19 protein-coding genes and 1 pseudogene are annotated in these 21,654 nt (G+C 37.9%); 7 read left to right on the plus strand and 13 right to left on the minus strand.

Annotation, left to right across the window (positions count from 1 at the left end):
• From CHB68_RS18205 to CHB68_RS18215, 3 genes are all read left to right on the plus strand, one after another.
• A partial coding sequence (locus CHB68_RS18205) for a Calx-beta domain-containing protein (protein ID WP_143815240.1) occupies nt 1-2,472 on the plus strand: 2,472 nt, incomplete at its 5' end.
• 298 nt (nt 2,473-2,770) lie between these two features.
• The gene (locus tag CHB68_RS18210; RefSeq protein ID WP_089263336.1) at nt 2,771-3,673 is read left to right on the plus strand and encodes a PorP/SprF family type IX secretion system membrane protein; all 903 of its coding nucleotides are present in this window, start codon (nt 2,771-2,773) and stop codon (nt 3,671-3,673) included.
• Between the two features lie 18 nt (nt 3,674-3,691).
• Entirely contained in the window at nt 3,692-5,638 is a 1,947-nt protein-coding gene (locus tag CHB68_RS18215; protein WP_089263338.1) for an OmpA family protein, read from the plus strand.
• 81 nt (nt 5,639-5,719) lie between these two features.
• On the opposite strand, the gene CHB68_RS18220 is transcribed toward CHB68_RS18215, so the two are convergent.
• The 4 genes from CHB68_RS18220 to CHB68_RS18235 all read right to left on the minus strand — a co-directional run bounded on the left by CHB68_RS18220 (nt 5,720) and on the right by CHB68_RS18235 (nt 8,054).
• Nucleotides 5,720-6,268 (minus strand): ClpP family protease, encoded by a 549-nt coding sequence (locus CHB68_RS18220; RefSeq protein WP_089263340.1) that lies wholly within the window; start codon nt 6,266-6,268, stop codon nt 5,720-5,722.
• A 107-nt stretch (nt 6,269-6,375) separates the two neighbouring features.
• Nucleotides 6,376-7,215: a mechanosensitive ion channel family protein gene (locus tag CHB68_RS18225; protein ID WP_089263342.1), complete on the minus strand. Its 840-nt coding sequence runs from the start codon at nt 7,213-7,215 to the stop codon at nt 6,376-6,378.
• Between the two features lie 30 nt (nt 7,216-7,245).
• Nucleotides 7,246-7,428 (minus strand): hypothetical protein, encoded by a 183-nt coding sequence (locus tag CHB68_RS18230; protein WP_089263344.1) that lies wholly within the window; start codon nt 7,426-7,428, stop codon nt 7,246-7,248.
• On the minus strand, nt 7,428-8,054 hold the full coding sequence (locus tag CHB68_RS18235; RefSeq protein WP_089263346.1) for an RNA polymerase sigma factor: 627 nt from the start codon (nt 8,052-8,054) through the stop codon (nt 7,428-7,430). The genes CHB68_RS18230 and CHB68_RS18235 overlap by 1 nt, the downstream gene beginning before the upstream one ends.
• Before the next feature lie 78 nt (nt 8,055-8,132).
• Here CHB68_RS18235 and CHB68_RS18240 point away from each other — a divergent pair, with 78 nt between their 5' ends.
• Both CHB68_RS18240 and CHB68_RS18245 read left to right on the plus strand, forming a co-directional pair.
• The gene (locus CHB68_RS18240) at nt 8,133-8,816 is read left to right on the plus strand and encodes a hypothetical protein (protein ID WP_089263348.1); all 684 of its coding nucleotides are present in this window, start codon (nt 8,133-8,135) and stop codon (nt 8,814-8,816) included.
• Between the two features lie 41 nt (nt 8,817-8,857).
• Entirely contained in the window at nt 8,858-10,024 is a 1,167-nt protein-coding gene (locus CHB68_RS18245) for a peptidase associated/transthyretin-like domain-containing protein (protein WP_089263350.1), read from the plus strand.
• Nucleotide 10,025: 1 nt separating this feature from the next.
• Here CHB68_RS18245 and CHB68_RS18250 read toward each other — a convergent pair whose 3' ends face one another.
• The 3 genes from CHB68_RS18250 to CHB68_RS18260 form a co-directional block, all read right to left on the minus strand.
• Complete coding sequence (locus CHB68_RS18250) at nt 10,026-11,174, minus strand: MFS transporter (protein ID WP_089263352.1); 1,149 nt, start codon at nt 11,172-11,174, stop codon at nt 10,026-10,028.
• A 55-nt stretch (nt 11,175-11,229) separates the two neighbouring features.
• The gene (gene kynU / locus CHB68_RS18255; protein ID WP_089263354.1) at nt 11,230-12,498 is read right to left on the minus strand and encodes a kynureninase; all 1,269 of its coding nucleotides are present in this window, start codon (nt 12,496-12,498) and stop codon (nt 11,230-11,232) included.
• Nucleotides 12,499-12,562: 64 nt separating this feature from the next.
• Nucleotides 12,563-13,027: a GNAT family N-acetyltransferase gene (locus tag CHB68_RS18260; protein ID WP_089263356.1), complete on the minus strand. Its 465-nt coding sequence runs from the start codon at nt 13,025-13,027 to the stop codon at nt 12,563-12,565.
• 69 nt (nt 13,028-13,096) lie between these two features.
• Between CHB68_RS18260 and CHB68_RS18265 the strand changes: the two genes are divergently transcribed.
• The gene (locus CHB68_RS18265; protein WP_089263358.1) at nt 13,097-13,738 is read left to right on the plus strand and encodes an O-methyltransferase; all 642 of its coding nucleotides are present in this window, start codon (nt 13,097-13,099) and stop codon (nt 13,736-13,738) included.
• Here the strand turns inward: CHB68_RS18265 and CHB68_RS18270 are convergent.
• From CHB68_RS18270 to CHB68_RS18295, 6 genes are all read right to left on the minus strand, one after another.
• On the minus strand, nt 13,716-14,276 hold the full coding sequence (locus CHB68_RS18270; RefSeq protein WP_089263361.1) for a phosphatase PAP2 family protein: 561 nt from the start codon (nt 14,274-14,276) through the stop codon (nt 13,716-13,718). The two genes, CHB68_RS18265 and CHB68_RS18270, sit on opposite strands and share 23 nt — an antisense overlap.
• Before the next feature lie 6 nt (nt 14,277-14,282).
• Entirely contained in the window at nt 14,283-14,621 is a 339-nt protein-coding gene (locus tag CHB68_RS18275; RefSeq protein ID WP_379920950.1) for a Sec-independent protein translocase subunit TatA/TatB, read from the minus strand.
• Nucleotides 14,622-14,702: 81 nt separating this feature from the next.
• Nucleotides 14,703-17,015, minus strand: a complete 2,313-nt coding sequence (locus tag CHB68_RS18280) for a M1 family metallopeptidase (RefSeq protein ID WP_089263363.1) — start codon at nt 17,013-17,015, stop codon at nt 14,703-14,705.
• 60 nt (nt 17,016-17,075) lie between these two features.
• Nucleotides 17,076-17,582, minus strand: a complete 507-nt coding sequence (locus tag CHB68_RS18285) for a DUF6702 family protein (RefSeq protein ID WP_089263365.1) — start codon at nt 17,580-17,582, stop codon at nt 17,076-17,078.
• 51 nt (nt 17,583-17,633) lie between these two features.
• Nucleotides 17,634-18,407, minus strand: coding sequence for a hypothetical protein (locus tag CHB68_RS18290; RefSeq protein ID WP_089263367.1), 774 nt, complete (start codon nt 18,405-18,407; stop codon nt 17,634-17,636).
• Nucleotides 18,397-19,140: a peptidase associated/transthyretin-like domain-containing protein gene (locus CHB68_RS18295; RefSeq protein ID WP_089263369.1), complete on the minus strand. Its 744-nt coding sequence runs from the start codon at nt 19,138-19,140 to the stop codon at nt 18,397-18,399. Before CHB68_RS18295 ends, CHB68_RS18290 begins: the two co-directional genes overlap by 11 nt.
• Nucleotides 19,141-19,429: 289 nt before the next feature.
• Here CHB68_RS18295 and CHB68_RS18300 point away from each other — a divergent pair.
• Nucleotides 19,430-21,654 (plus strand): annotated as a pseudogene (locus CHB68_RS18300) (hypothetical protein); the annotation flags it as partial.

The following is a 21,654-nucleotide window of genomic DNA, read 5'->3' on the forward strand; positions in this document are numbered from 1 at the left end:
GTGCTGTCCAACATACAGTCCAACATGGGCATAGAGTTCGTGGACCAACAGCCCACAAACACCAAGACCGCTACCATACTGGACGACGACAACATCCCGGGTACCACCGGCATCTCGTTCGACCCTACCGATGTTATTGTAACAGAAGGTGTAGATCCAGAGGCTATCTTTACAGTTAACTTCACCGGAGAAATTACACCCGGAGAAGACGTGACCGTAGAATATGTTACCTATGACGGTACTGCAATGGATGGTTTTGATATGACGGCACAAATTGGGTCGTTGACATTCAACAATGGAAACTATACCGCAACAATTAATATACCTATTCTTGATGATAGTTATATAGAGCCGCAAGAGGCATTTACGGTAGAGCTATCAAACATACAGTCCAATATGGGGATAGAGTTTTTAGATCTTCAACCTACCAATACGGATACAGGTATCATTAACGATAATGACAATATTTTGGGCACAACAGGTATCTCTTTTGATCCTGCCGATGTCATTGTAACCGAAGGTGTTGATCCAGAAGCAATATTTACGGTCAACTTTACAGGATTGATTACCCCTGGAGAAGATGTCACCGTGGATTTTGCTACCTATGATGGTACTGCTGTTGACGGTTCCGATATAACTGCACAAACTGGTACGTTAACCTTTAACGATAATAATTATAGCGTAACTTTTGCCATACCGATATTAAATGATGAAACCATTGAACCAATAGAGGAGTTTACCACGGTATTATCAAATATACAGTCCAATATGGGGATAGAGTTCCTAGATCTTCAACCTACCAATACGGATACAGGTATCATTAACGATGATGACAGCGATCCATCTACTAAAGGTGTAGAATTTGATCTTACATCCATAACCGTAAATGAGGATGCCGGTACGGTAAGTATAGATGTTGTACTTAACGCACAGGTTCAAGAAGAGTTCACTGTTGAATACTATACCGTTGATGCCACCACAATTGAAGGTGACGATTATATTGGCGTTCCAAGAAATTCACAAACCTTGACATTTGGCGGTATTCATGCGAACACACAGACCATTGTCATAAATATTATAGATGATATTATCATTGAAGATCCTGAAAATTTCAGGGTTATCCTAGAGAATATTTCATCACCATTGGTAGGTATACTTTCCAATGATATTACAACGGTGACCATTGTAGATAATGATGGTGATGAAGGTTGGCCTACCGATGTTACTATTGAGGCTTGTGATAGCATACCTGAGGTTTATGAAATCACCTCGGATAGTACATGTGCCATATCTGTAGCGTATGATGAATTAATTGAAGGACAGGATGATGAATGTGCTACGGAATACACAATTACGAGAACATGGACGGTTACAGATTGTGTAGGCAATGTGCGCACCCACACTCAGGTAATTACAATTGAAGATACCGTTGCACCTACGTTCAACGAAGAATTGCCACAAAATATGACTGTGGAATGCAACATGGTTCCAGATGCGGTAACACTTACGGCTACGGATACCTGCGACCCTAATATTGATGTGGTTTTTGAAGAAACCATTACCAATGATGCCAACTGTGCCCTTGGTTACACTGTTACAAGAACTTGGAACGCAACAGATTGCGCAGGTAATAATGTTGAGCATACACAGGTAATAACAGTTGAGCCCACGGGACCAATTATGACAGAGGCCTATGAAGAGGAAATCTCCATCATATGTGGGGATGAAATACCGGCTGTACCTGAATTGATATATACCGGTGGTTGTGATAATTATGAAGTGGTATTCAATGAAGAAACCCAATATGCCACTGATAGTGATGACTTCATGATCATCAGAAATTGGGAGTTAACAGATTCTTGCGGCAATACGGCATCGTTTGAACAAATCATCTTTGTTCTTCAACCTCAGCTAGAAGAGATAACGATCAATATCTGTATTGAAGACCAGCCAATTGATTTACTAAATTATTTACCACAGGATTTTGACCAAAACGGCACATTCATGATTCTTGAAGGGGATGTGGTCCTTGAACAAAGTTTCTTTGACCCAATGAACCATGAGCCTGGAGAATATAAAATAGCTTACAGTTCTACAGAAGGTACATGTAAATACTATGTAGATTTTACGGTCTTGATAGATACGGAATGTGTACCATGTGGTAGAGGTGAAATTGTATTGTCCAAAGCGGTAACCGCAAACGGAGATGGTGTCAATGATTACTTTGAGATAAAAGGTGTGGAATACTGTACGTTTAGTTTTGACATTATGATCTTCAATAGATGGGGAACCAAGGTGGCGGAAATTCAGGATTACCAAAATGATTGGGGTGGTGTTGCTCCTAGCGGATCATTTGGTCAATCTGGTATGTTACCAACCGGTACTTACTACTATATCATTACGGCAACCGATAGGGAAACCGGTAAAATACTTGAACCTTTTAACGGATATATATATCTGGGAACCGAATAAGAATAATGTAAAGTGTAATGTTGCCCCTTTATGTTCGGGTCAACATTACACTATTTAAATCTTAACATACATACTTGTTAAAACATTCATTTTAAGCATTGTACATAAAATTTATCACGTAATAATTATATCTGATAATAGCATCAGTTCATCGAGTAAAATGTATAAGAACGAATTTTACAAGGCAATGACCGTCTAATTTTTAAAAGTATGTAGCATCAACCTAATTTTGATAACAATAAGATTAACCTACTTATAAAAAATACATAGCGGTAATCGCTAAACCCTGAACTATACCATGAGAAAAGCTCATATTCTTTTAGCCGTACTACTTTTTATGGGTGCCTTTGCCAAAGCGCAACAGCTACCCCAGTTTACGCAATACATGTACAACACCATTTCAGTTAACCCCGCCTATGCAGGTAGCCGGGAAACATTAAATGCCACAGTACTGCACAGAAACCAATGGGCAGGTCTAGAGGGAAATCCAAGAACGAGTACCTTTTCGGTTCATACCCCATTAAAAAATGAACGAATAGGTTTAGGGGTGTCATACATCAACGACCGTTTGGGTTTTGAAAGTACCAATTACTTTTATGCAGATTTTTCATATACCGTTCCCGTTAGCGAGGAAATAAACCTACGCTTTGGTTTAAAGGGTGGCGCAACTAGTTATAACCTGGTTAACCCAGACCCCAATGATCAATTTTTCAATTCTAACTTTAACAGTATTAACCCTAATTTTGGTGCCGGTGTATATATTGGCTCTAACAGATGGTATGCGGGTATTTCTTCCCCAAGAATCCTTAATACCGATTTGAACGAGGGTGAATTTCAGGCATTGGAACGAAATAGTTATTACGCCATTGGTGGACTTGTGTTCGACTTGTCGGCTACCACAATATTCAAGCCTACCATAATTACCAAATTTACCAATGGTGCTCCGGCCACTTATGATTTTACCATTAACTTTTTGTTCAACGAAAAGTTTTGGATCGGTACTTCCTATCGTGTAAACGATGCTTCAAATTTTGGTGCCATGATGGATTACCAAGTATCAAAGGATTTTAGGATCGGTTACGCCTATGACCTACCGACTTCTGCGGTAAGACCATACACAGGAGGAACCCATGAAATTATTTTAATCTATGAAATCAGAAAGAAAGTATTAGGTCCTGTAAAATCCCCAAGATATTTCTAGAACCCTAAATCAAACGCAATGAAAACGTATAAAACCTACTCCATATTAACGCTATTTTTCTTAGTTGGCCAATTTGCCTTTGCACAATTTGCCTCCCAAAAAAAAGCGGATTATTACTTTAGTAAATTCTCTTATGCCAAGGCAATACCGGAATATGAGAGAATGATAGATTCAGATTTAAATTCTGAGTATGCACACCAACAATTGGCAGAATGTTATTTGCTTATTAGAGACTATAAAAAATCCATACCCCATTTTCAGGCGGTAATCAATAATGCAACCTTGCCTACGGATTATTATTTTAAATATGCCATGGCACTATATGCAAATGGTGATTTGGATGAATCTGAAAAGTGGATTAAAAAATATAAAAAATACAATAAAAACGATTCTAGGGTAAAACGCTTTTTAAAGGATGGCAACTTGGCATCTGTAGTATTTAACAGTAGACAACGTTATGAAGTAGAGCCCGTTTCATTTAATTCTACAGATAGCGATTTTGGAATCTCTAGATTTAAGGGCAATCTATATTTTGGTTCATCTAGACGAGATGAAGTTACCGGAGATACCTATGGTTGGAACGATGAACCTTGGTTAGATCTTTTTGTAGTTCAGGAAGATAATGATATGTCCATGCCAAAAAGGTTAAAAGGTAATGTAAATACCAAATTTCATGAAAGTAGCGTAGCGTTTTCTACGGATTACAAAAATGATACGATTATGTATTTTACTCGTAACAATTTCTATGATAAAAAAGAAGGTTACGGAGCATCTAACGAAATCAATCTAAAAATATATACCGCCAAATTTATTGATGGAGAATGGGTAGAAAACAGTAACCTGAGAATTAACAGTGATTATTACTCTACAGGACACCCTTCCGTAAACAAGGCCAGAACCCGAATTTATTTTACCAGTGACCGTCCGGGCGGTTATGGAGGCACAGATATTTATTATGCTGAAATTCATGAACGCGGTGGTATACAGACACCGGTGAACGCAGGACCGATCGTGAATACCGAAGGAAATGAAATGTTTCCGTTCATAAATGAGGAAGGAAAATTGTTCTTTAGTTCAGATGGCCATGTTGGTTTCGGTCAATTGGATGTGTTTTCTACAATTTCCGACGAGGATGGTAAGGTTATCGATATTATTAACTTAGGTACCCCTATCAATAGTTCCAGTGATGATTTTGCCTATTATGGACTTCCTAACGGACTTGAAGGTTATATCAGCTCTAACAGAGAGGGTGGTATGGGTAGTGATGACATCTATAAATTTAAGTTTACGCCTTCATTGGACGTAGAAGGTTATGTTGTTGATGGTGTAAACGAACAAATGTTGGATAGTGTGCAGATAAAACTGTATGATCAAATTACCAATACCATGGTTGCACAGACCATGACAGATGAGAACGGGTATTACAGATTTCCGGTAAATAGAAAAACTACATATATGATAGAGGCGGTTAGAAAAACACACCCTCATAAAAATGTGTATTTCAATACATCAGAAACTCCAAAGGCCCAGAAAATATTAAGGCAAGACATTGTTCTGGAACCTGTTCTTGACCTAAAATTATTGGCGGGACTTAACAAGATATATTTTGATTTCAACAAAAGTGATATACGCCCAGATGCCGCCAAAGAATTGGATAAGGTAATTAAGGTAATGAACCAAACATATCCGGATATGATTATTAAACTGGAATCTCATACAGATCCGGTTGGTAGTCATGCCTATAACGACAACTTATCGGAAAGTAGGGCAAAATCCACTTATGAATATCTTATAGAAAACGGCGTCTCAAAGGATAGAATCGTCTCTTATAAAGGTTTTGGTAAACGTATGCCAATTAACAAGTGTACCAGTAAACAAGATTGCACGCCAGAGGAACTTGAACTGAACAGACGAACCGAATTCCCTATTCTACAAATTAAAAAAGGTAGAAGCGTATCAAAATAAACCAAACAACTGATCAACCATAAAAAAGTCCTTTACCATAACGGTAAAGGACTTTTTAATTTTTTTTTAGAAATAATTCACTTATTTCATAATACCGTCCACTATTCCGTATTCAATAGATTCTTCGGCATTCATCCAGTAATCCCTGTCAAAATCCTTTAGTACCTTTTCATAGTCCTGACCACAATTATCTGCCAATATACGGGCACTAAGTTCTTTTGTCTTTATTATTTCCCTAGCTTGGATTTCAATATTGGAAGCCTGTCCTCTTGCTCCACCACTTGGTTGATGGATCATTACTTGTGCATGGGGCTGTATAAACCTTCTCCCCTTTTTACCTACGGATAGTAATATTGAGCCCATTGATGCCGCCAATCCAGTACAGATGGTAGACACCGGACTTTTAAGGGACTTTATAGTATCGTACATGGCAAAACCAGAAGTAACATATCCTCCAGGGCTATTGATATAAAGCTGTATTTCCTTATCATTCTGCATATCTAGATATAACAACCGATCAATTACATGTTTTGCAGAATCGTCATCAACCATACCCCATAGGAACACCTTTCTTTCTTCCAACAATTTCTCATCTATGGCTTCCTGAATTTTTCCTTTTTTAGCACTCATATTTTAAGTTTATTTATCAATAACAAAATTAAGGAATTAATTGGTAAACAAATACGGCAAAGACCAACTCAATTCTTACCATAAAACCCTTAAAATTTGTTTATGGTCTATTCAATTTTGGTTTCATCTACCGTAACCGTTTTTTCCACTACTTTTTTAATAGGGATGACAACCTTGCCGGTCTTGGTCTTTATAATCATGGATATGTTATCTATGCCTATAACGGTCCCTTGTAGTTTACCAATTTTTACCTTGTCCCCTACTTCATAAATTTTTCGGGTATAAAATGTCCTGAGCAAGTCTCCAACTACTTCCCGCGATCCCAAACCTAATGCAAGGGCTATTGCCAAGAGGAAAGCACCCAAGATAATCGTAAAGTTGTTTGTAACGATTTCAGTATCTACCCCGGCCTGGTTCAAGGCGGTAATACTAACAAATACAATTATGAGATAAAATAGGACATTGCCCAATATTTTGCCCCCTCCCATTCCAATAGAATCAAAGACTTTTATAATTGTTTCCTTGATAATCTTGGCCAGGTATAATCCAATCATAAATATGACCAATGCAGATAATAATATAGGCAGATATCTCAATAAATTGGCTATCTCAGAAGATATGATGGTAAGCCCCATGATATCTGATGCCACAATGATGAACACTAACCACAAAAGCACTTTTATAAATGTGACCAGCAGTTTAGCGATATCTACTTTTAAATCTGCATCACCAAATAATTTGGCATCATTGATTTTTTGACTAAACCGGTCCAATTTAATTGCCTTGAATATGCGTTTTAGTACAAAGGTGGTGACCTTAATGATCAACCAACCAAAAATCATTACGATAAAAGCACCAAATATCCCTGGTAAAGCGGCCGCAATATCCCTAAAAATATTGCTTAACGATTCAAAAGTGAGGTCTTTCCATTTATCAACTGTACCCATTCTTTATGTGTTTACTGCTAGTGTATATAATTATTTATTTGTTTTGAGCATACCTTCTATAATCGATGCAAAATTACCTGTAAACAGGTTGGTCAGCTCCATGACAAGCTTAGCCGCGGCAATGTCGTCCATTACCTTTTTACGCAATTCCGGGGGGACATTTTTCATATCCTCCTCTAAAATCTTAAACGGATTCTTGTCTTGTTCTAACATTAAGGTAGGGTTTTATACATTTCTACTACTTTGGCCTTGGCCCTTTTTAGCCTCATTTTTATAGCACTTGGTTTTATTCCCAAAACATCTTCCAATTCTTTAATAGAAGCCCCGTCCTGATATTTTAAAAGTAACAATGATTTGTCTTCGGGTGCAATTTTCTCCAAAGCTTTCTTTAGCTTATCTACCTGCATCTGCAGCAACAAATCATCGGTTACCTCAATGGGGACTTCGGGTGTGGTCTCAAATTTGACCGAGTTGTCCTTTATACGTCTTTCCTTATTTCTATTGACATAATTTACACAGAAATTATAGGTAAAGGAATACAACCATGTAGAAAACTTTGAAGTTCCCTTAAAGGAACCCAATTTAACAAATAACATTAGAAAGATATCTTGGGTAAGGTCTTCCGCCTCTTTATCAGACCGTGCAAATCCTAGACATTTGTTATATACTAATTTAGAATACCGATCATATAGTTCCCCAAACAAAAGTGCATCCTTTCTTATAACAATTTCACGTACCAAATCAATATCGGAATAATCGCTATAAGCCGTATTGGAAGTTGATTTGTCTCCAAATTGATTTCCAATAATTATAAAACAAAGTCTTTTAAGAAACGTCACTGGTACTATAGGTTTACAAAAAATAAAAGTAGGTTAAAGATTTGGTAATTGATATATTTGATACCAAATGTATTAAAAATGAAAAAAATACTCATCCTTGCCGTTTGTTCCCTAGTCCTTTCCTTTAGTTGTAAAACCGACCGTAGTACACAGGAGAAAGAAGCATCTTCCCCAAAAGAAATAACGATCTTGGAAAAAGTTGCAAATGCGCATGGTTATGATAACTGGAAAGATATAGCCAATATAAAATTTACGTTTAACGTGGATAGGGATTCCTCTCATTTTGAGCGCACATGGTCATGGAACACCAAAACCCATACGGTCATAATGACCACCCGCCAGGACACCATATCCTATAATAGAAAAGCGGTTGATAGCACTACGGCTAGTACAGATGGTGGTTTTGTAAACGATAAATTCTGGCTTTTGGCCCCTTTTCAACTGGTATGGGACCAAAATAATTTTTCTTACGAACATACAGAGCAAATAGAGGCACCTATAAGCAAGCAAAAAATGCATAAACTTACCACGGTCTATGCAAATGAAGGTGGATATACCCCTGGAGATGCCTATGATTATTATTTTGGCGATGATTATATCATTAAGGAATGGGCATTTAGAAAAGCAAACCAAAAAGAACCCAATATGGTGACCACTTGGGAGGAGTATAAGAAATTAAGCGGCCTGAACATAAGTACAATGCACAAAAGACCGGATACAGATTTTTCACTATACTTTACAGGGGTTGAGGTTAAACAATAGGGATTAAAGTTTGATGTATTTTCATCGAAAATCAATAATTCATGAAAGTATCATTTTTTACATTCATCCTATTTTCAATTTTTGGTTATTCCCAAAATACCTTAAAAGCCATAGTAGTTGATAATGTTGATAATTCGCCGTTAGAATTTGTTGGTATTTTCAATACCGAAGACCATACCGTTACCAATGAGGACGGGCGTTTTCAATTTTCCTCATCTTTAGACTCCATTACCATCTACCTGGTAGGTTATGATAAAATACGCACCACCTTTCAAAAAGTTAGTGATACCGTATACCTCAACAAAAGTGTTTTAAAATTAAATGAGGTAACCGTAACCAACCAAAAAACATTATGGCAAAAAATTGGTGATTCCATACGATCAAACTATCCTATTTACCCTTACAAGGAGCGGTTTTTTCTTAGAGGGGTCTTAAGATATAATGGAGAAATTACCAGAATCCAAGATATACAGGGAAAACTAGAAAGGAGAACACTTTTATATACCAAAGATATAGTGCCCAGCACTAAAGATTTTAAGGTTGAATTGACCAATATGCGTAAAGTAGGCTTAGCAAAGGATGAGAACCAAGTATACTTTATTTTTGAAACTTTTTATGAGCTTTTCATGAATTTTACCCCCATTAATGCCACGGGAGATGCTTTTAATTTAACCGAATCTACCTTTGAGAATGAACGTAAGACCAAGCTTGGTTTTCATACCAAACCTGAGTTTATCAATGAAGAAGTAAAAGGCCATTATATTATAAACAATACCAACAACGCCATTGAAAGAATTTACATGACCATACGCTATAAAAACAATCCTTATAATAAGGATGGGGATACTAGATTTAGAACGGTTACCATAGAAAAAGAGATGGCACTTTCCAAATCATCAAACACGAACAAATATTATTTAGCAAATGCAAAATATGAGGTAAAGGTAGAGATAACGGATGACCAGAATTCATATACATCGTTTTATGATGTATCATTTATTCTCACCACAACGGACAATGAAGGGTCCTTTGAGGTCAAAAAAAATGTAAATGCTACCAAAGATTTGTTTAAGATTAATTACCCGTATGACCAAAATTTTTGGAAAGGGCAAAACCAATTATTATTGACTGAAGAAATGTCCAACTTCATTGAAAATGCACAGGACCCCAATAATGAATTTAAAGTAAAAAGCAATATCAAGAATTGATCTAAACGTTCTTTTTCTTTAATAAAAAGGTAAAAAGTAATATTAAAAATCCACAGGCCAACAATACTACAAAGCTTCTGGTAAGACTATAATTTTCTGCCAAAAATCCTAAAATTGGTGGTGCACACAAAAATCCGGCATAACCGGAACCGGCTATAAATGCAATACCCTTGGAAGAATCTACACCCTTTACATTACCTCCTATTCTGAAAACTTCAGGCACAATGACCGAAAATCCTAAACCGTTCAAGGCAAAACCAATTATAGTAAGTATCGTGTCCGCACTTAAGACCATAAGATATCCTAAAATAGCTAAGAGTGCACCTAAAGCCACCAATTTAATTGAACCAATGGATTCATTTATACCATCGCCTAAAAACCTGCCCAGGGTCATAGTTATTTGAAAACCTAAAAAACCTAATCCCAAAAAAGTTTCCGGCGCCAGGGTTATTTCTTTTAAATACAGTCCGCTCCAATCTACAATGGCACCTTCACTACCCATGGCCACAAATGATATAAAACCCAACAGAAGCAAGGGTTTTAGAAGTCCTAACTTAAAAGGTTCCTGTACAAGCTCCTCAGCAGTTTCATGAATAAATTGATTTTTAAATCTAAAATTGACGATCAATACCAACCCCACGGCCAAGAACATGTGTAAGACCGGATTTGATAGCGGACCTATTAAAAAACTGCCCATACCGGCCAAAACGCCACCCAAGCTAAAAAAACCGTGGGAAGCTGACATAAATTTTACCTTGTCCTTTTTCTCTATTTCAGTGACCAAGGTGTTCATGGATATATCCGTAAGACCATTAGAGGCTCCAAATAGAAAAAGGGCCGCCATTAATACATAATAATTAGCAGCCATTAAGGGCAACATAGCTGCCGCACAGCTAAACAGCACTCCATAAAAAGTAGTTTTACCAACACCTACCCTATTAATGATTGAAGATGCAAAAGGAAAAATTGAAAATACACCCAATGCCAGAAAAAAAATGGCAATGCCCAATTGAGATTTATCAATGCCCAAATTCTCCTTTACCGTAGGAATATATATTGCCCACGTACCAAATAAAATATTGATACTTGCAAATACCCATGACGGACCAAAGTAGCGCGCATTTCGTAATATTAAGCTCAATGATTTCATTTAGAATTGGATGTTGATTAAGTAAAATGAAATACTCCGGTTCTATTTCTACCTTCTAATTGGCAAGAACTCCTGCTTTTAAAATTTGACCAAAACGATACATATCTTCATAAGAACAATAAAAAGGAGCAGGTGCCAATCGTATTACATTAGGTTCTCGCCAATCTGTAATTACACCGTTCTCCATTAAATAATTAAATAATGACTTACCGTGACCATGTAAAAATACCGATAGTTGACAACCGCGATCTTTTGGTGTAATTATTTCAAAAGAACTATCAACTTCCTTATCTATTTCATGTAATATAAACTCTAGATAAGAAACGATCTTGTTTCTTTTTTCTATCAAAGCATCCATACCCACTTCCTCAAATAAAGTTAAAGAAGCCAAATATGGCGCTATGGACAATACCGGAGCATTACTTATTTGCCAAGCATCTGCATTTTCCATTGGTTCAAACTCAGGTTTCATTAAAAACCGCGTCTCTTTTTTCGTTCCCCACCAACCCTCAAATCTAGGTATATCCGTTTTACCTAAATATTTTCGGTTTACAAAAATACCCGATGCATTGCCCGGACCACTGTTCATATATTTATAACTGCACCAAGAGGCAAAATCCACTTCCCAATCATGTAAGTTTAGCTTAACATTTCCTACTGCATGGGCCAAATCCCAACCAACCATAGCACCTACTGCTTTTCCAGCTTTGGTGATGGCCTTCATATCCATTACTTGCCCATTATAATAATTTACTCCGCCAATCAATACTAAAGCAAGCTCATCGCCAACCTCATTAATTTTTTGAATAACATCTTCCGTACGCCAATAATGCTCTCCTTCCCTTTTTTTAACTTCTATAATGGTCTCCTTTGGGTCTAAGCCATGAAAACGCACTTGACTTTGAAACATGTATTGATCGCTGGGAAATGCTTTTTCCTCACAGATAATTTTAAAACGCTTTTTAGTTGGCCTATAAAAGGAAACCATTAACAAGTGTAGATTTACCGTAAGGGTATTCATAACGGAAACTTCCTCTGGCAACGCACCTACCACTTTAGCTAAAGGTTCGGCAAGTTGCTCGTGATAGTCCCACCATGGTTTTTTAGCATAAAAATGACCTTCTACGGCCAATTCTGCCCAATCTTTCATGACCTCATCTATAAAACCCTGTGTACGTTTTGGTTGCAGACCCAATGAATTGCCCGTAAAATATATGACCTCCTTACCATTTACCTTAGGAAAGATAAACTCATCCCGGTAAACCCCAAGTTGGTCAATGGCATCCAATGATTTTGCAAATTCCAATGTATTCTTAAACTCCATATCAATTTTTATAAAAAAGTAAAGATAAGCCCATAAACAAATTTAACATGACCAAAACCTATCATTATTCTTTGGTTCGCAATCTCATTTCTATCATGTGATTATTGAAGCCAACTTTTTCATATGCACGTAATGCAGGTTGGTTATCACTATAAACGGTCAACCTTAATTCAGATAACCCATTTGTACTAGCCCACTGACTTAAACGGTTCATAATCTTACCGTTTACCCCTTTTCCCCTATAGGATGGATGCGTATACATAAAGCCTAAATAGGCATAATGTGTATGATCCAAATAGGGTCTGGCAGGTTTTTCCAGTGCATAACCAGTACCCACTATTTTCTCTTGGTCACAAGCTACTATTATAATAGCACGTGGATTGGACATAAGTGCCTCCAAATCATAATAGGTAACCTTTTCATTTTTAATTGTGGGATCCATTGGCCGTTCTGCCTTAATGACTTCCTGCTCATATTCCCTTAAAACTACCAGATCATCTAGGTTAGCTTCTCTAATTTTTAATATCATAGCTATTTCAACAAATATTCCAAACCATTAAATTAAGGCTTAATACGCTATTTTTGCAAAAAGAAACATATGCATTTTCTGTCGCCACTTTTAGAATCATACTTAGCGGATAATTCCCAAGAGGAGCCTAAGTTACTAAAGGAGCTCACGCGTGAAACCCATTTAAAAGTCATACAGCCCAGAATGCTTACGGGTCATTTTCAAGGCCGTGTATTAAGCTTGCTCTCCAAGATAATTAGACCACGAACTATTCTTGAAATAGGTACCTATACCGGATATTCCGCCCTTTGTCTAGCAGAAGGTCTGCCCAATGACGGCATTTTGCATACCATAGATGTCAATGCAGAATTGGAACGCATTCAGCGTAAGTATTTTGACCTAAGTGGTTATGGAACCCAAATTGTTCAGCATATAGGCAATGCCTTGGATATTATTCCACAAATGGACCAAACCTTTGACCTCGTCTTCATTGATGCGGAAAAAAAACAATACGATCATTATCTAGAAGCGGTATTACCAAAAACCACATCTGGTTCCGTCATTCTTTCGGATAATGTCCTTTGGTCCGGTAAAGTAGTGGAACCGTTGGACCCAAAGGATAAGGCGACCAAGGTTTTATTGGACTATAATAAAAAGTTGAGCGAGCATCCTTTATTGGACACCGTACTATTACCCATTAGGGACGGACTTACTTTAAGTAGGGTGAAATAAGCTTGTGGTATATCCTAAAAAAGAAATAAGCGGATAGTGCTCCAAACAGTGCTCCGGCCAAGAGATCTAATGGGTAATGTACCCCTAGATAAATTCTACTCATTATGAACAATACGGGCCAAATAAAACCTAGTACCACCCATGACACATATTTTCGTAGACAAAAAGTCACAAAGGCAATGATGGAAAAAGAAATAGCGGCATGGGCTGAAAAAAAACTATAACTGGACGGATTTTTTACAATCCTGATCATCATTTTTAAATCCTCATCATTATTGGGTCTAGGCCTAGCTACAATCTGCTTAACCAAATTGGTAAGTGTTTCAACAAAAAAAACCATGACCAACAAGGTAACGATCAAGGTAAGGGCTTCCCTTTTGGGATAATTAATAAAAAATAAAATCAAAATCCCTAAAAACAAGGGAATCCATGGAGGGTATTTAGTAACGGTAGACCAGAAAAAATCATAGGGTTGCTCACCAAGGTTGTTTAGATAGATAAAAGCATCACGATCCCATTGTAGAATGCTATCTAACATATGGGTTTACTTTCTCTTTATACTACCTGTAACATCACTTATATTCTTGCCTACGTCGCTTATTTGTTTTTTAACGTCCTTGGCCAAACCAGAGTCTATATCCTTCTTCATATCATCGATATCTTTTTTAATATCCTTAACGAAACTGGTATCTATCCCCTGTTTATCCGCACTTTTTTGTATCTCTTGCTTAATATCCTCGGTGGCATCCTTTAATTGACGCATACCTTTCCCCAATCCCTTGGCAATGCCCGGAATTTTGTCCGCCCCAAAAACCATCACCACTATGAACATAATGAAGAAAATTTCCGCGCCGCTAATAAATAATGAGTACATCATAATCATGCTACAAATATAAACAAGTTTAGTATCCAAATTAAAAAAGCCCCGTAGTTATACGAGGCTTTTATAAAATATATTTTCGTCCTAATCTCCTTTGATACCTTCTTTCATTTGATCAAAATCGCTCTCCTGCTCTTTCCTTGGCCAACTATTGTTGGTCGTATCAATATCCGCAGTTTCCATTTTAGGATCAATTTCCACGCCGGTCAATTCTGAAGTAGATGAAACAACGATCATTACCTCACTGGAGTTCTTTCTCCAAATTTCCGGAGGATAGGTGACATTTTTAGTAGTACCATCCGCGTAGGTATATTCAACGATCAACGGCATAGGCAAACCACCGGGACTATTATAGGTAATCTCATAAAAATATTTTGGCTCTTTAACGGCCGCCCTTTCCGCAGCGGTCATGTTGTCCATCATATATTCCTTAAGGGTCTGGGAAGTCTCTGAAGGCAAGTTGTTCTTCAATTCCGGTGCAACCATACTTGCATCGTCAAACTCTTCCAAATACACAAGTGGTCTAAGATCGGCCTCTGTCATACCACGTTCAGACAAATAAGCCTGCATTTTCTTGTTTGGCTTATCGCTCACATAATATTTTTTGATGTTCTTAACGCCCATATCCACATAATCCGTAGTATAGAACCAGCCTCTCCAATACCAATCCAAGTCTACCGCAGAGGCATCTTCCATGGTCCTGAAGAAATCTTCTGGAGTAGGGTGTTTAAATTTCCATCGCTGCGCATAGGTCTTGAACGCATGGTCAAAAAGCTCACGACCCATAACGGTCTCTCTTAAGATATTCAACGCAGTAGCCGGTTTACCATAGGCATTTGGGCCTAATTGAAATACATTTTCAGGATTTGACATAATCGGGGAAATTGTACTCTGATCGCCGCTCATATATGGAACGATCTTGGCCGGATCACCTCTTCTTGATGGGTATTTCTCATTTGGCGCAATAGCTTCCGGGTACAATTCTCCAAATTCCTGTTCTGCCATATATTGCATAAAAGTATCCAGACCTTCATCCATCCAGCCCCACTGACGTTCATCTGAATTTACGATCATAGGAAAGAAATTATGGCCTACTTCATGGATAATTACACTAATCATACCATATTTTGTCCTATCGGAATAACTACCGTCCGCATTGGGTCTACCATAGTTCCAGCAAATCATAGGATATTCCATTCCCTGATTCTTGGCATGAACGGATATTGCTTTTGGATAAGGATATTCAAAGGTATGTGATGAATACGACCTTAAGGTATGTGCCACCGCCTTTGTGGAATATTCTTCCCATAACGGGTTGCCTTCCTTTGGATACATGGAAACGGCCATTACATCCCTATCGCCCATTTTAACGGCCTGCATGTCCCAAATGAATTTTCTGGAAGTAGCGAAGCCAAAATCACGTACATTTTCAGCCTTTAGCTTCCAGGTCTTTGTTTTGTCGGAAAAACCTTTTTCAGCTGCTTCCGCTTCTGCTTGGGTAACGATCAATACAGGTTTATCATAAGATTTCTTGGCCTGCTCATACCGTTTCATCATTTCCTTGGTATATACTTCCTTTCTATTCTGAAGAACTCCAGTGCCGTCCAATATATGGTCTGCCGGTACGGTAATGTTTACTTCATAATTCCCAAATGGCAATGCAAATTCTCCATTGCCCCAAAATTGATGGTTTTGCCATCCTTCTACATCATTGTAAACCGCCATTCTAGGAAAAAACTGTGCTATGACATAGGCCCTGTTACCATCTTCGGCAAAATATTCATAACCAGACCTTGCCCTATTTACGGTATGATCTGGAATATTATAATTCCATTTAACATTAAAGGAGAACTTTTCCCCACTTTTTAAAGGAGTGGGCAAATCAACCCTCATCATAGTAAAATTAATGGTATAAGGCAATGCCTTTCCAGAATCGTCCTTAACATGTTCAATGACAAAACCTCCATCAAAAGGCTCGGTCATATATTTACCTACAAATGTTTTTGCCTCATCTGCAATAGGCACTCCACTACCATTTTTCAATAAAGCCTTGGAGTCCTTGGTCCTTATGTTCTGGTCTAATTGCACCCATAAGTATTCCAGTTGATCTGGGGAATTGTTGGTATAGGTTATGGTTTCCTCTCCATAAATCTTGGCGTTCTTGTCATCTAACCTAATATCCATTTTATAATCTGCCTGTTGCTGATAATAATCAGGCCCAGGCGCCCCAGATGCGGACCTATACGTGTTTGGGGTTGCAAATTCTTCATAAAGTTGTTTGAACTTACTTTGGTTGTAATGTCCAGGTTCCTTTTCATTGCTTGCCGGTTCCTGTGCAAAGGATACCGCTGTAAAAAGGAATAAAATAGAGGCAAATGCGTACTTTATTCTTATCATTTTGAGTTTGTTTTTAGTGTTCGAAAAATAAAGTTTTTAAAAGGATTTCTTAATGTTATGTTACAAGTTTAACATTCCTTTAGTATGCGATTTAATGAGTACGTGGCTCTTTTTTTTATTATCCACCTTAATATGAACAACATTTTGCTGGTCATCAAAGAGGTCCGTAAGTACCTCGTTCGTTATTCCGATCTGTTTTAATTCATCGCGTTGTATATTGGGTACTTCCAAGTAACAGATTACCATATCCGTATCGTACTTTTTACCAATAAAATCATAAGTAACCGTTTCCCCATTTATTTCGACCACAAATTTGGTGCGCAAATATTTTTCAAGATATTCACGATCCATGGAAGACTCACGATCGGTACCCAATTTTGCAGGTATGCCATACCGTTCATTGATGACACTATTCATGTCATCTATAAATATGCGCGTAATGATCTGCACGGACCGGTCCTTTTCTGAATAATCTACATTAGTAACACTGATATAAAATTTATGCACACCTGTAAAGGCAAAAAAAGGCAACAACAGGGTGAGCAAACCAATTTTAAGAAATTTCATGTTCAATTATTTATGTGACCCTTTGCAAAGTATATGCCAAATTGCAAAATGCTAATCTAATGCATTGTTCTTTCTATAAAGGATACTTTTTTGTCTTAAGTACTCCCAAAGCGCAATACGGTCATGTGTGTCTACCACCTCTTGAAAACGGTAATCTACTTCGCAATAATAGAGAAAATCATCTATTTTTTCCAAAGGTATACGTAAGATTTCCACATATTCCTCATCCGTAAAAAAATCACGGACCCTTTGGGTTCTTTCATATAGTTTGTTTCTTGCAACCCGTTGTTTAAGCATTTTGGTTCGACCGGTAATGGCATTGATAAGCGGATCAAAGCTCATTATAGGGTTTGCGGTAGCAGCTTGTAGTTCACGCTCCGCTTTGGTAGGAATACGTACATATGCATTGGGCAGGCCTAAAGTAGAGGCGGTAACTACCGGATCAATGGTAAGGGTCATTATATCCTTACTTAAATCACCACTAAGGTTGTAGGGGGTTACGGTAACTTCGTCCAATTCTGTCAACGCATCTTCCAGTCCTATGGTAATCATTTTACTTGCCATGATCGATGGCGTAACCACTACAATTTTCTTTTTATACTGTATGGCCGAAAATTCTAACGTATCCATGATATGTACGGGAATGGAAAAAAAACCATTGGTATCCGTTATGGTTGCACGCTGGGTGGTCAAGTTCAAAACATGTGTAGCTGCAACATCGCCATCATCACTGTACACCCTACCTTCCAACTGTTTGGAGCCGTCCGTTTGGGCGACGGCCGTTAGCGTAAAAAAAAATAAAAAAATTAGGAGATTACTCCTCATCTATTTCCTTGAGAAATGTTTTACTGTTCGTTACCAGGGCATCTATCAACTGAAATTCATTCTCTTTCTTTAAGAGCGATTGCGCTGGCATTCTGGTATCACAGTAGATTAAAAATTCATTGATTCTATCTTGTGGTATCTGCAGGTCTACCACAAAGAACGTATCATCATACACTTGGCGTAATACCTCACTGACCTTTAGCTTAGGACCTGTCTCTTCCTTCTCGCTTTGTGATTTAAAAATTGCCCGGAAAATATTGACAAAGTTCAATCCGTTCTGTAGTCCCCTTTCAGATTGGGAAAGGGCAATGTTCTCAACTTCCGTACTACGATCAATTTCATATTCATATTCCTTGAATTCTTCATTTTTTAGCTTTAAAAAACGCTCTTGCTGTTCTGGCGTAATGACCACTTCATCCAATTCGGTCACTTTTTCATTTACCTCTACGACCAACCTATTGTTCTCCAATATATCTTCGGTAATGGTTACTACTTTTATATTGTAGTTAATGGCCGTAAATACCAGTTCATCCCCTACCTTAACATCAATTTTAAATTGTCCTTGATCATTGGTAATTGTTGCTCTTTCCGAGGTAGTGTTTATTACATTTTCATTGGGCACGCCTTGGCTCATGTAAATAACGGACCCTAGCAATGGTCGCCTGTCCATATCTTGTGCACATACCTTTGCCACAGTGAAAATTGCGAATATAAAAAGTAGTTTTTTGGTCATTTATTTGTGTTTAAAAAATCTGATACCTGTTTCTAAGGCATTTAAAATATAAAGAAAAGATATGTAAGCATCATAAAAAAAAAGCCGCCAATAAACTTTTGTTAATTTCTTGGACCTATGAAGCTTCTAAACCGCCTATTTTTCATGATATCAAGGCAATAACAATACCTTTTGCCGAACTTCCATGTAATTGAACCTATATGTATAATATTTCAACCTATAAATAAAGCATAATTAATAGATAATTCTATTTTTGTTACCCACTATTTTTTGCCCTAAAACGCTTAGTATGAAAGCCATAATATTCTTTTTTCTGATTGCATTGTTCACCGTACCAACGGTTACAGGACAAATAAAAATTGGAGACAACCCACAAAATATTGACCCGGCCTCTGTACTGGAACTGGAAAGTTCCTCTAAAGTATTGGTCATTACACGTGTTACCACCGCAGAGATGGATGCCATTTTACCACAGCGGGGTGGAATCGTGTACAATACGGATGCCGAATGTATTTACTATTATGACGGTGTTGCTTGGATCAATTTATGTGATGCGGTCGATTTCAATATCACAAACGACCCTATAATAAATAATAGAAGCACTATTGCCATTACCCAGAGCAATGCGGGCTATAACCTGGAAGTGGCCAAGAACAGTATTTTAGGAAACAATATCGTAGATGGGGGTATTGGGGCCGTAGATATTGCCGATAACTCCATTACACAAGATAAATTGGCCGAAAATTCCGTAGGCTCTAGTGAAATTAGGGAAAATGCCGTGGGTTCCGTAGAGCTAAAGGAACGTAGTATACAAGCGGTGAACATAGCGGAACATACTCCGGGACATATTTTGATTACCGATGAAAACGGAATCGTGGTTTGGCAAGAGGCAGATGCCCTAAAAGGTGCCATTGCGGACGAATTTACCATTACCGGTGACGGTACATTGGAAAATAGGCTGGAATTATCGGAAGGTATACAGCTTAATATCTCCAACAACACCACCTTGATCGCGGACCATATCGTAGCGGATGAAGATACGGATGACACCAATGAACTTGTAGACCTGTCCTTTGATAAACTGACCAATACCCTGAGCATTAGCAAATCTGCTACGCCTGTTGGTGCTTCGGTTAACTTAGAGGCCTTAGTAGGGTCTGATGATCAAGTCTTAACGTTAACAGCTGATAATAAATTACAAATTGAAAATGGCAATGAAGTAGATTTATCTATTTTAAATAATGCTGGTTCTGATATTCAGACTATATCCACTGATAACACGCCTGGTAATATCGAAATTAGTAATGGCAATGAACTTTCCATAAATGTTAATGATGCAGATGCCAATCCAAACAACGAACTTCAGAATATTCAAGAGGTGTTAGCAGATGGCAACAATGCCGGTGGACTATTATTAAAAAATTTAGGAAATCCTGTTGATAATCAAGATGCCGTAACAAAGGCGTATGTTGATGGAGCTGTTACCGGTGTAGGTGGTGCAATTGTAAGTACTCAACCTGGTAATAATATAAGCGATAATGCTGGAGCGTTTTATGATGATCCTGACAATAATCCAGCTAATGAAATTCAAAATATCCAAGAAGTTCTAGTCGATGGAAACAATGCAGGCGGCCAATTAATAAAAAACATAGGAACCCCGGTCGATAATCAAGATGCAGCTACAAAAGCATATGTAGATGCTAATTCTGGAACAAATACTTTAACTGACGGAACTATTTTAGTCGGGTTTACGGGTGATGTACCAACGGAAAGATTTGTTGCTGGCGATGTTGAGATGAACAATATTGGGGAATTTACCATTGTACCCGAGGCAATTACGCCTGCCAAAATAGAACCAGCTCCACTACTTACACCTACTCAAAATCAAATGTTAATTACCAATGCAGCAGGTGTTGTTGTTTGGTCACCTGTAGCCACAACTGTTGGTTCAACAGAACTTGCCGACGGAACTACAATTATAGGTGATGGAACAGCTACCAATCGGTTTAGCGTAAATACTATTGGTTCAGGTCAAATTACCGACGGCAGTATTTTACTTGAAGATTTAAATGTAAATAACGCAGTCAACGGACAAGTCATTAAATGGGATGCAAATTTAAATGGTGGACTAGGTGCTTGGACCGTGGCAAATGATCTAACAGATGGTACGGGTATACCAACATTAGCGAATGGCACCATGTTAATAGGTAGTAACACAAACCTACCCATAGAAGTAACTATTAGTGGAGATGCAACCATTGCCAATTCTGGTATATTAACCATAGCTGATGATGCCATAACCCTTAATAATTTAAGTGATATGGGCGCTGGAGATGGAGAAGTCTTAAAATGGAATCAAACAGCTTTGGCATGGGAGCCTGCGGCGGATGTGGGAGGCACAACATATTCAGGAGGAAATGGGCTAACACTCAATGGTACAACTTTCGATGTAGATAATCTACAAGGAGAGGTAACGGGACCGACCACTGCTACAGTTATCGCCAATGATGCGGT

Source organism: Maribacter sedimenticola (assembly GCF_900188415.1).
Classification (GTDB): Bacteria; Bacteroidota; Bacteroidia; order Flavobacteriales; family Flavobacteriaceae; genus Maribacter; species Maribacter sedimenticola.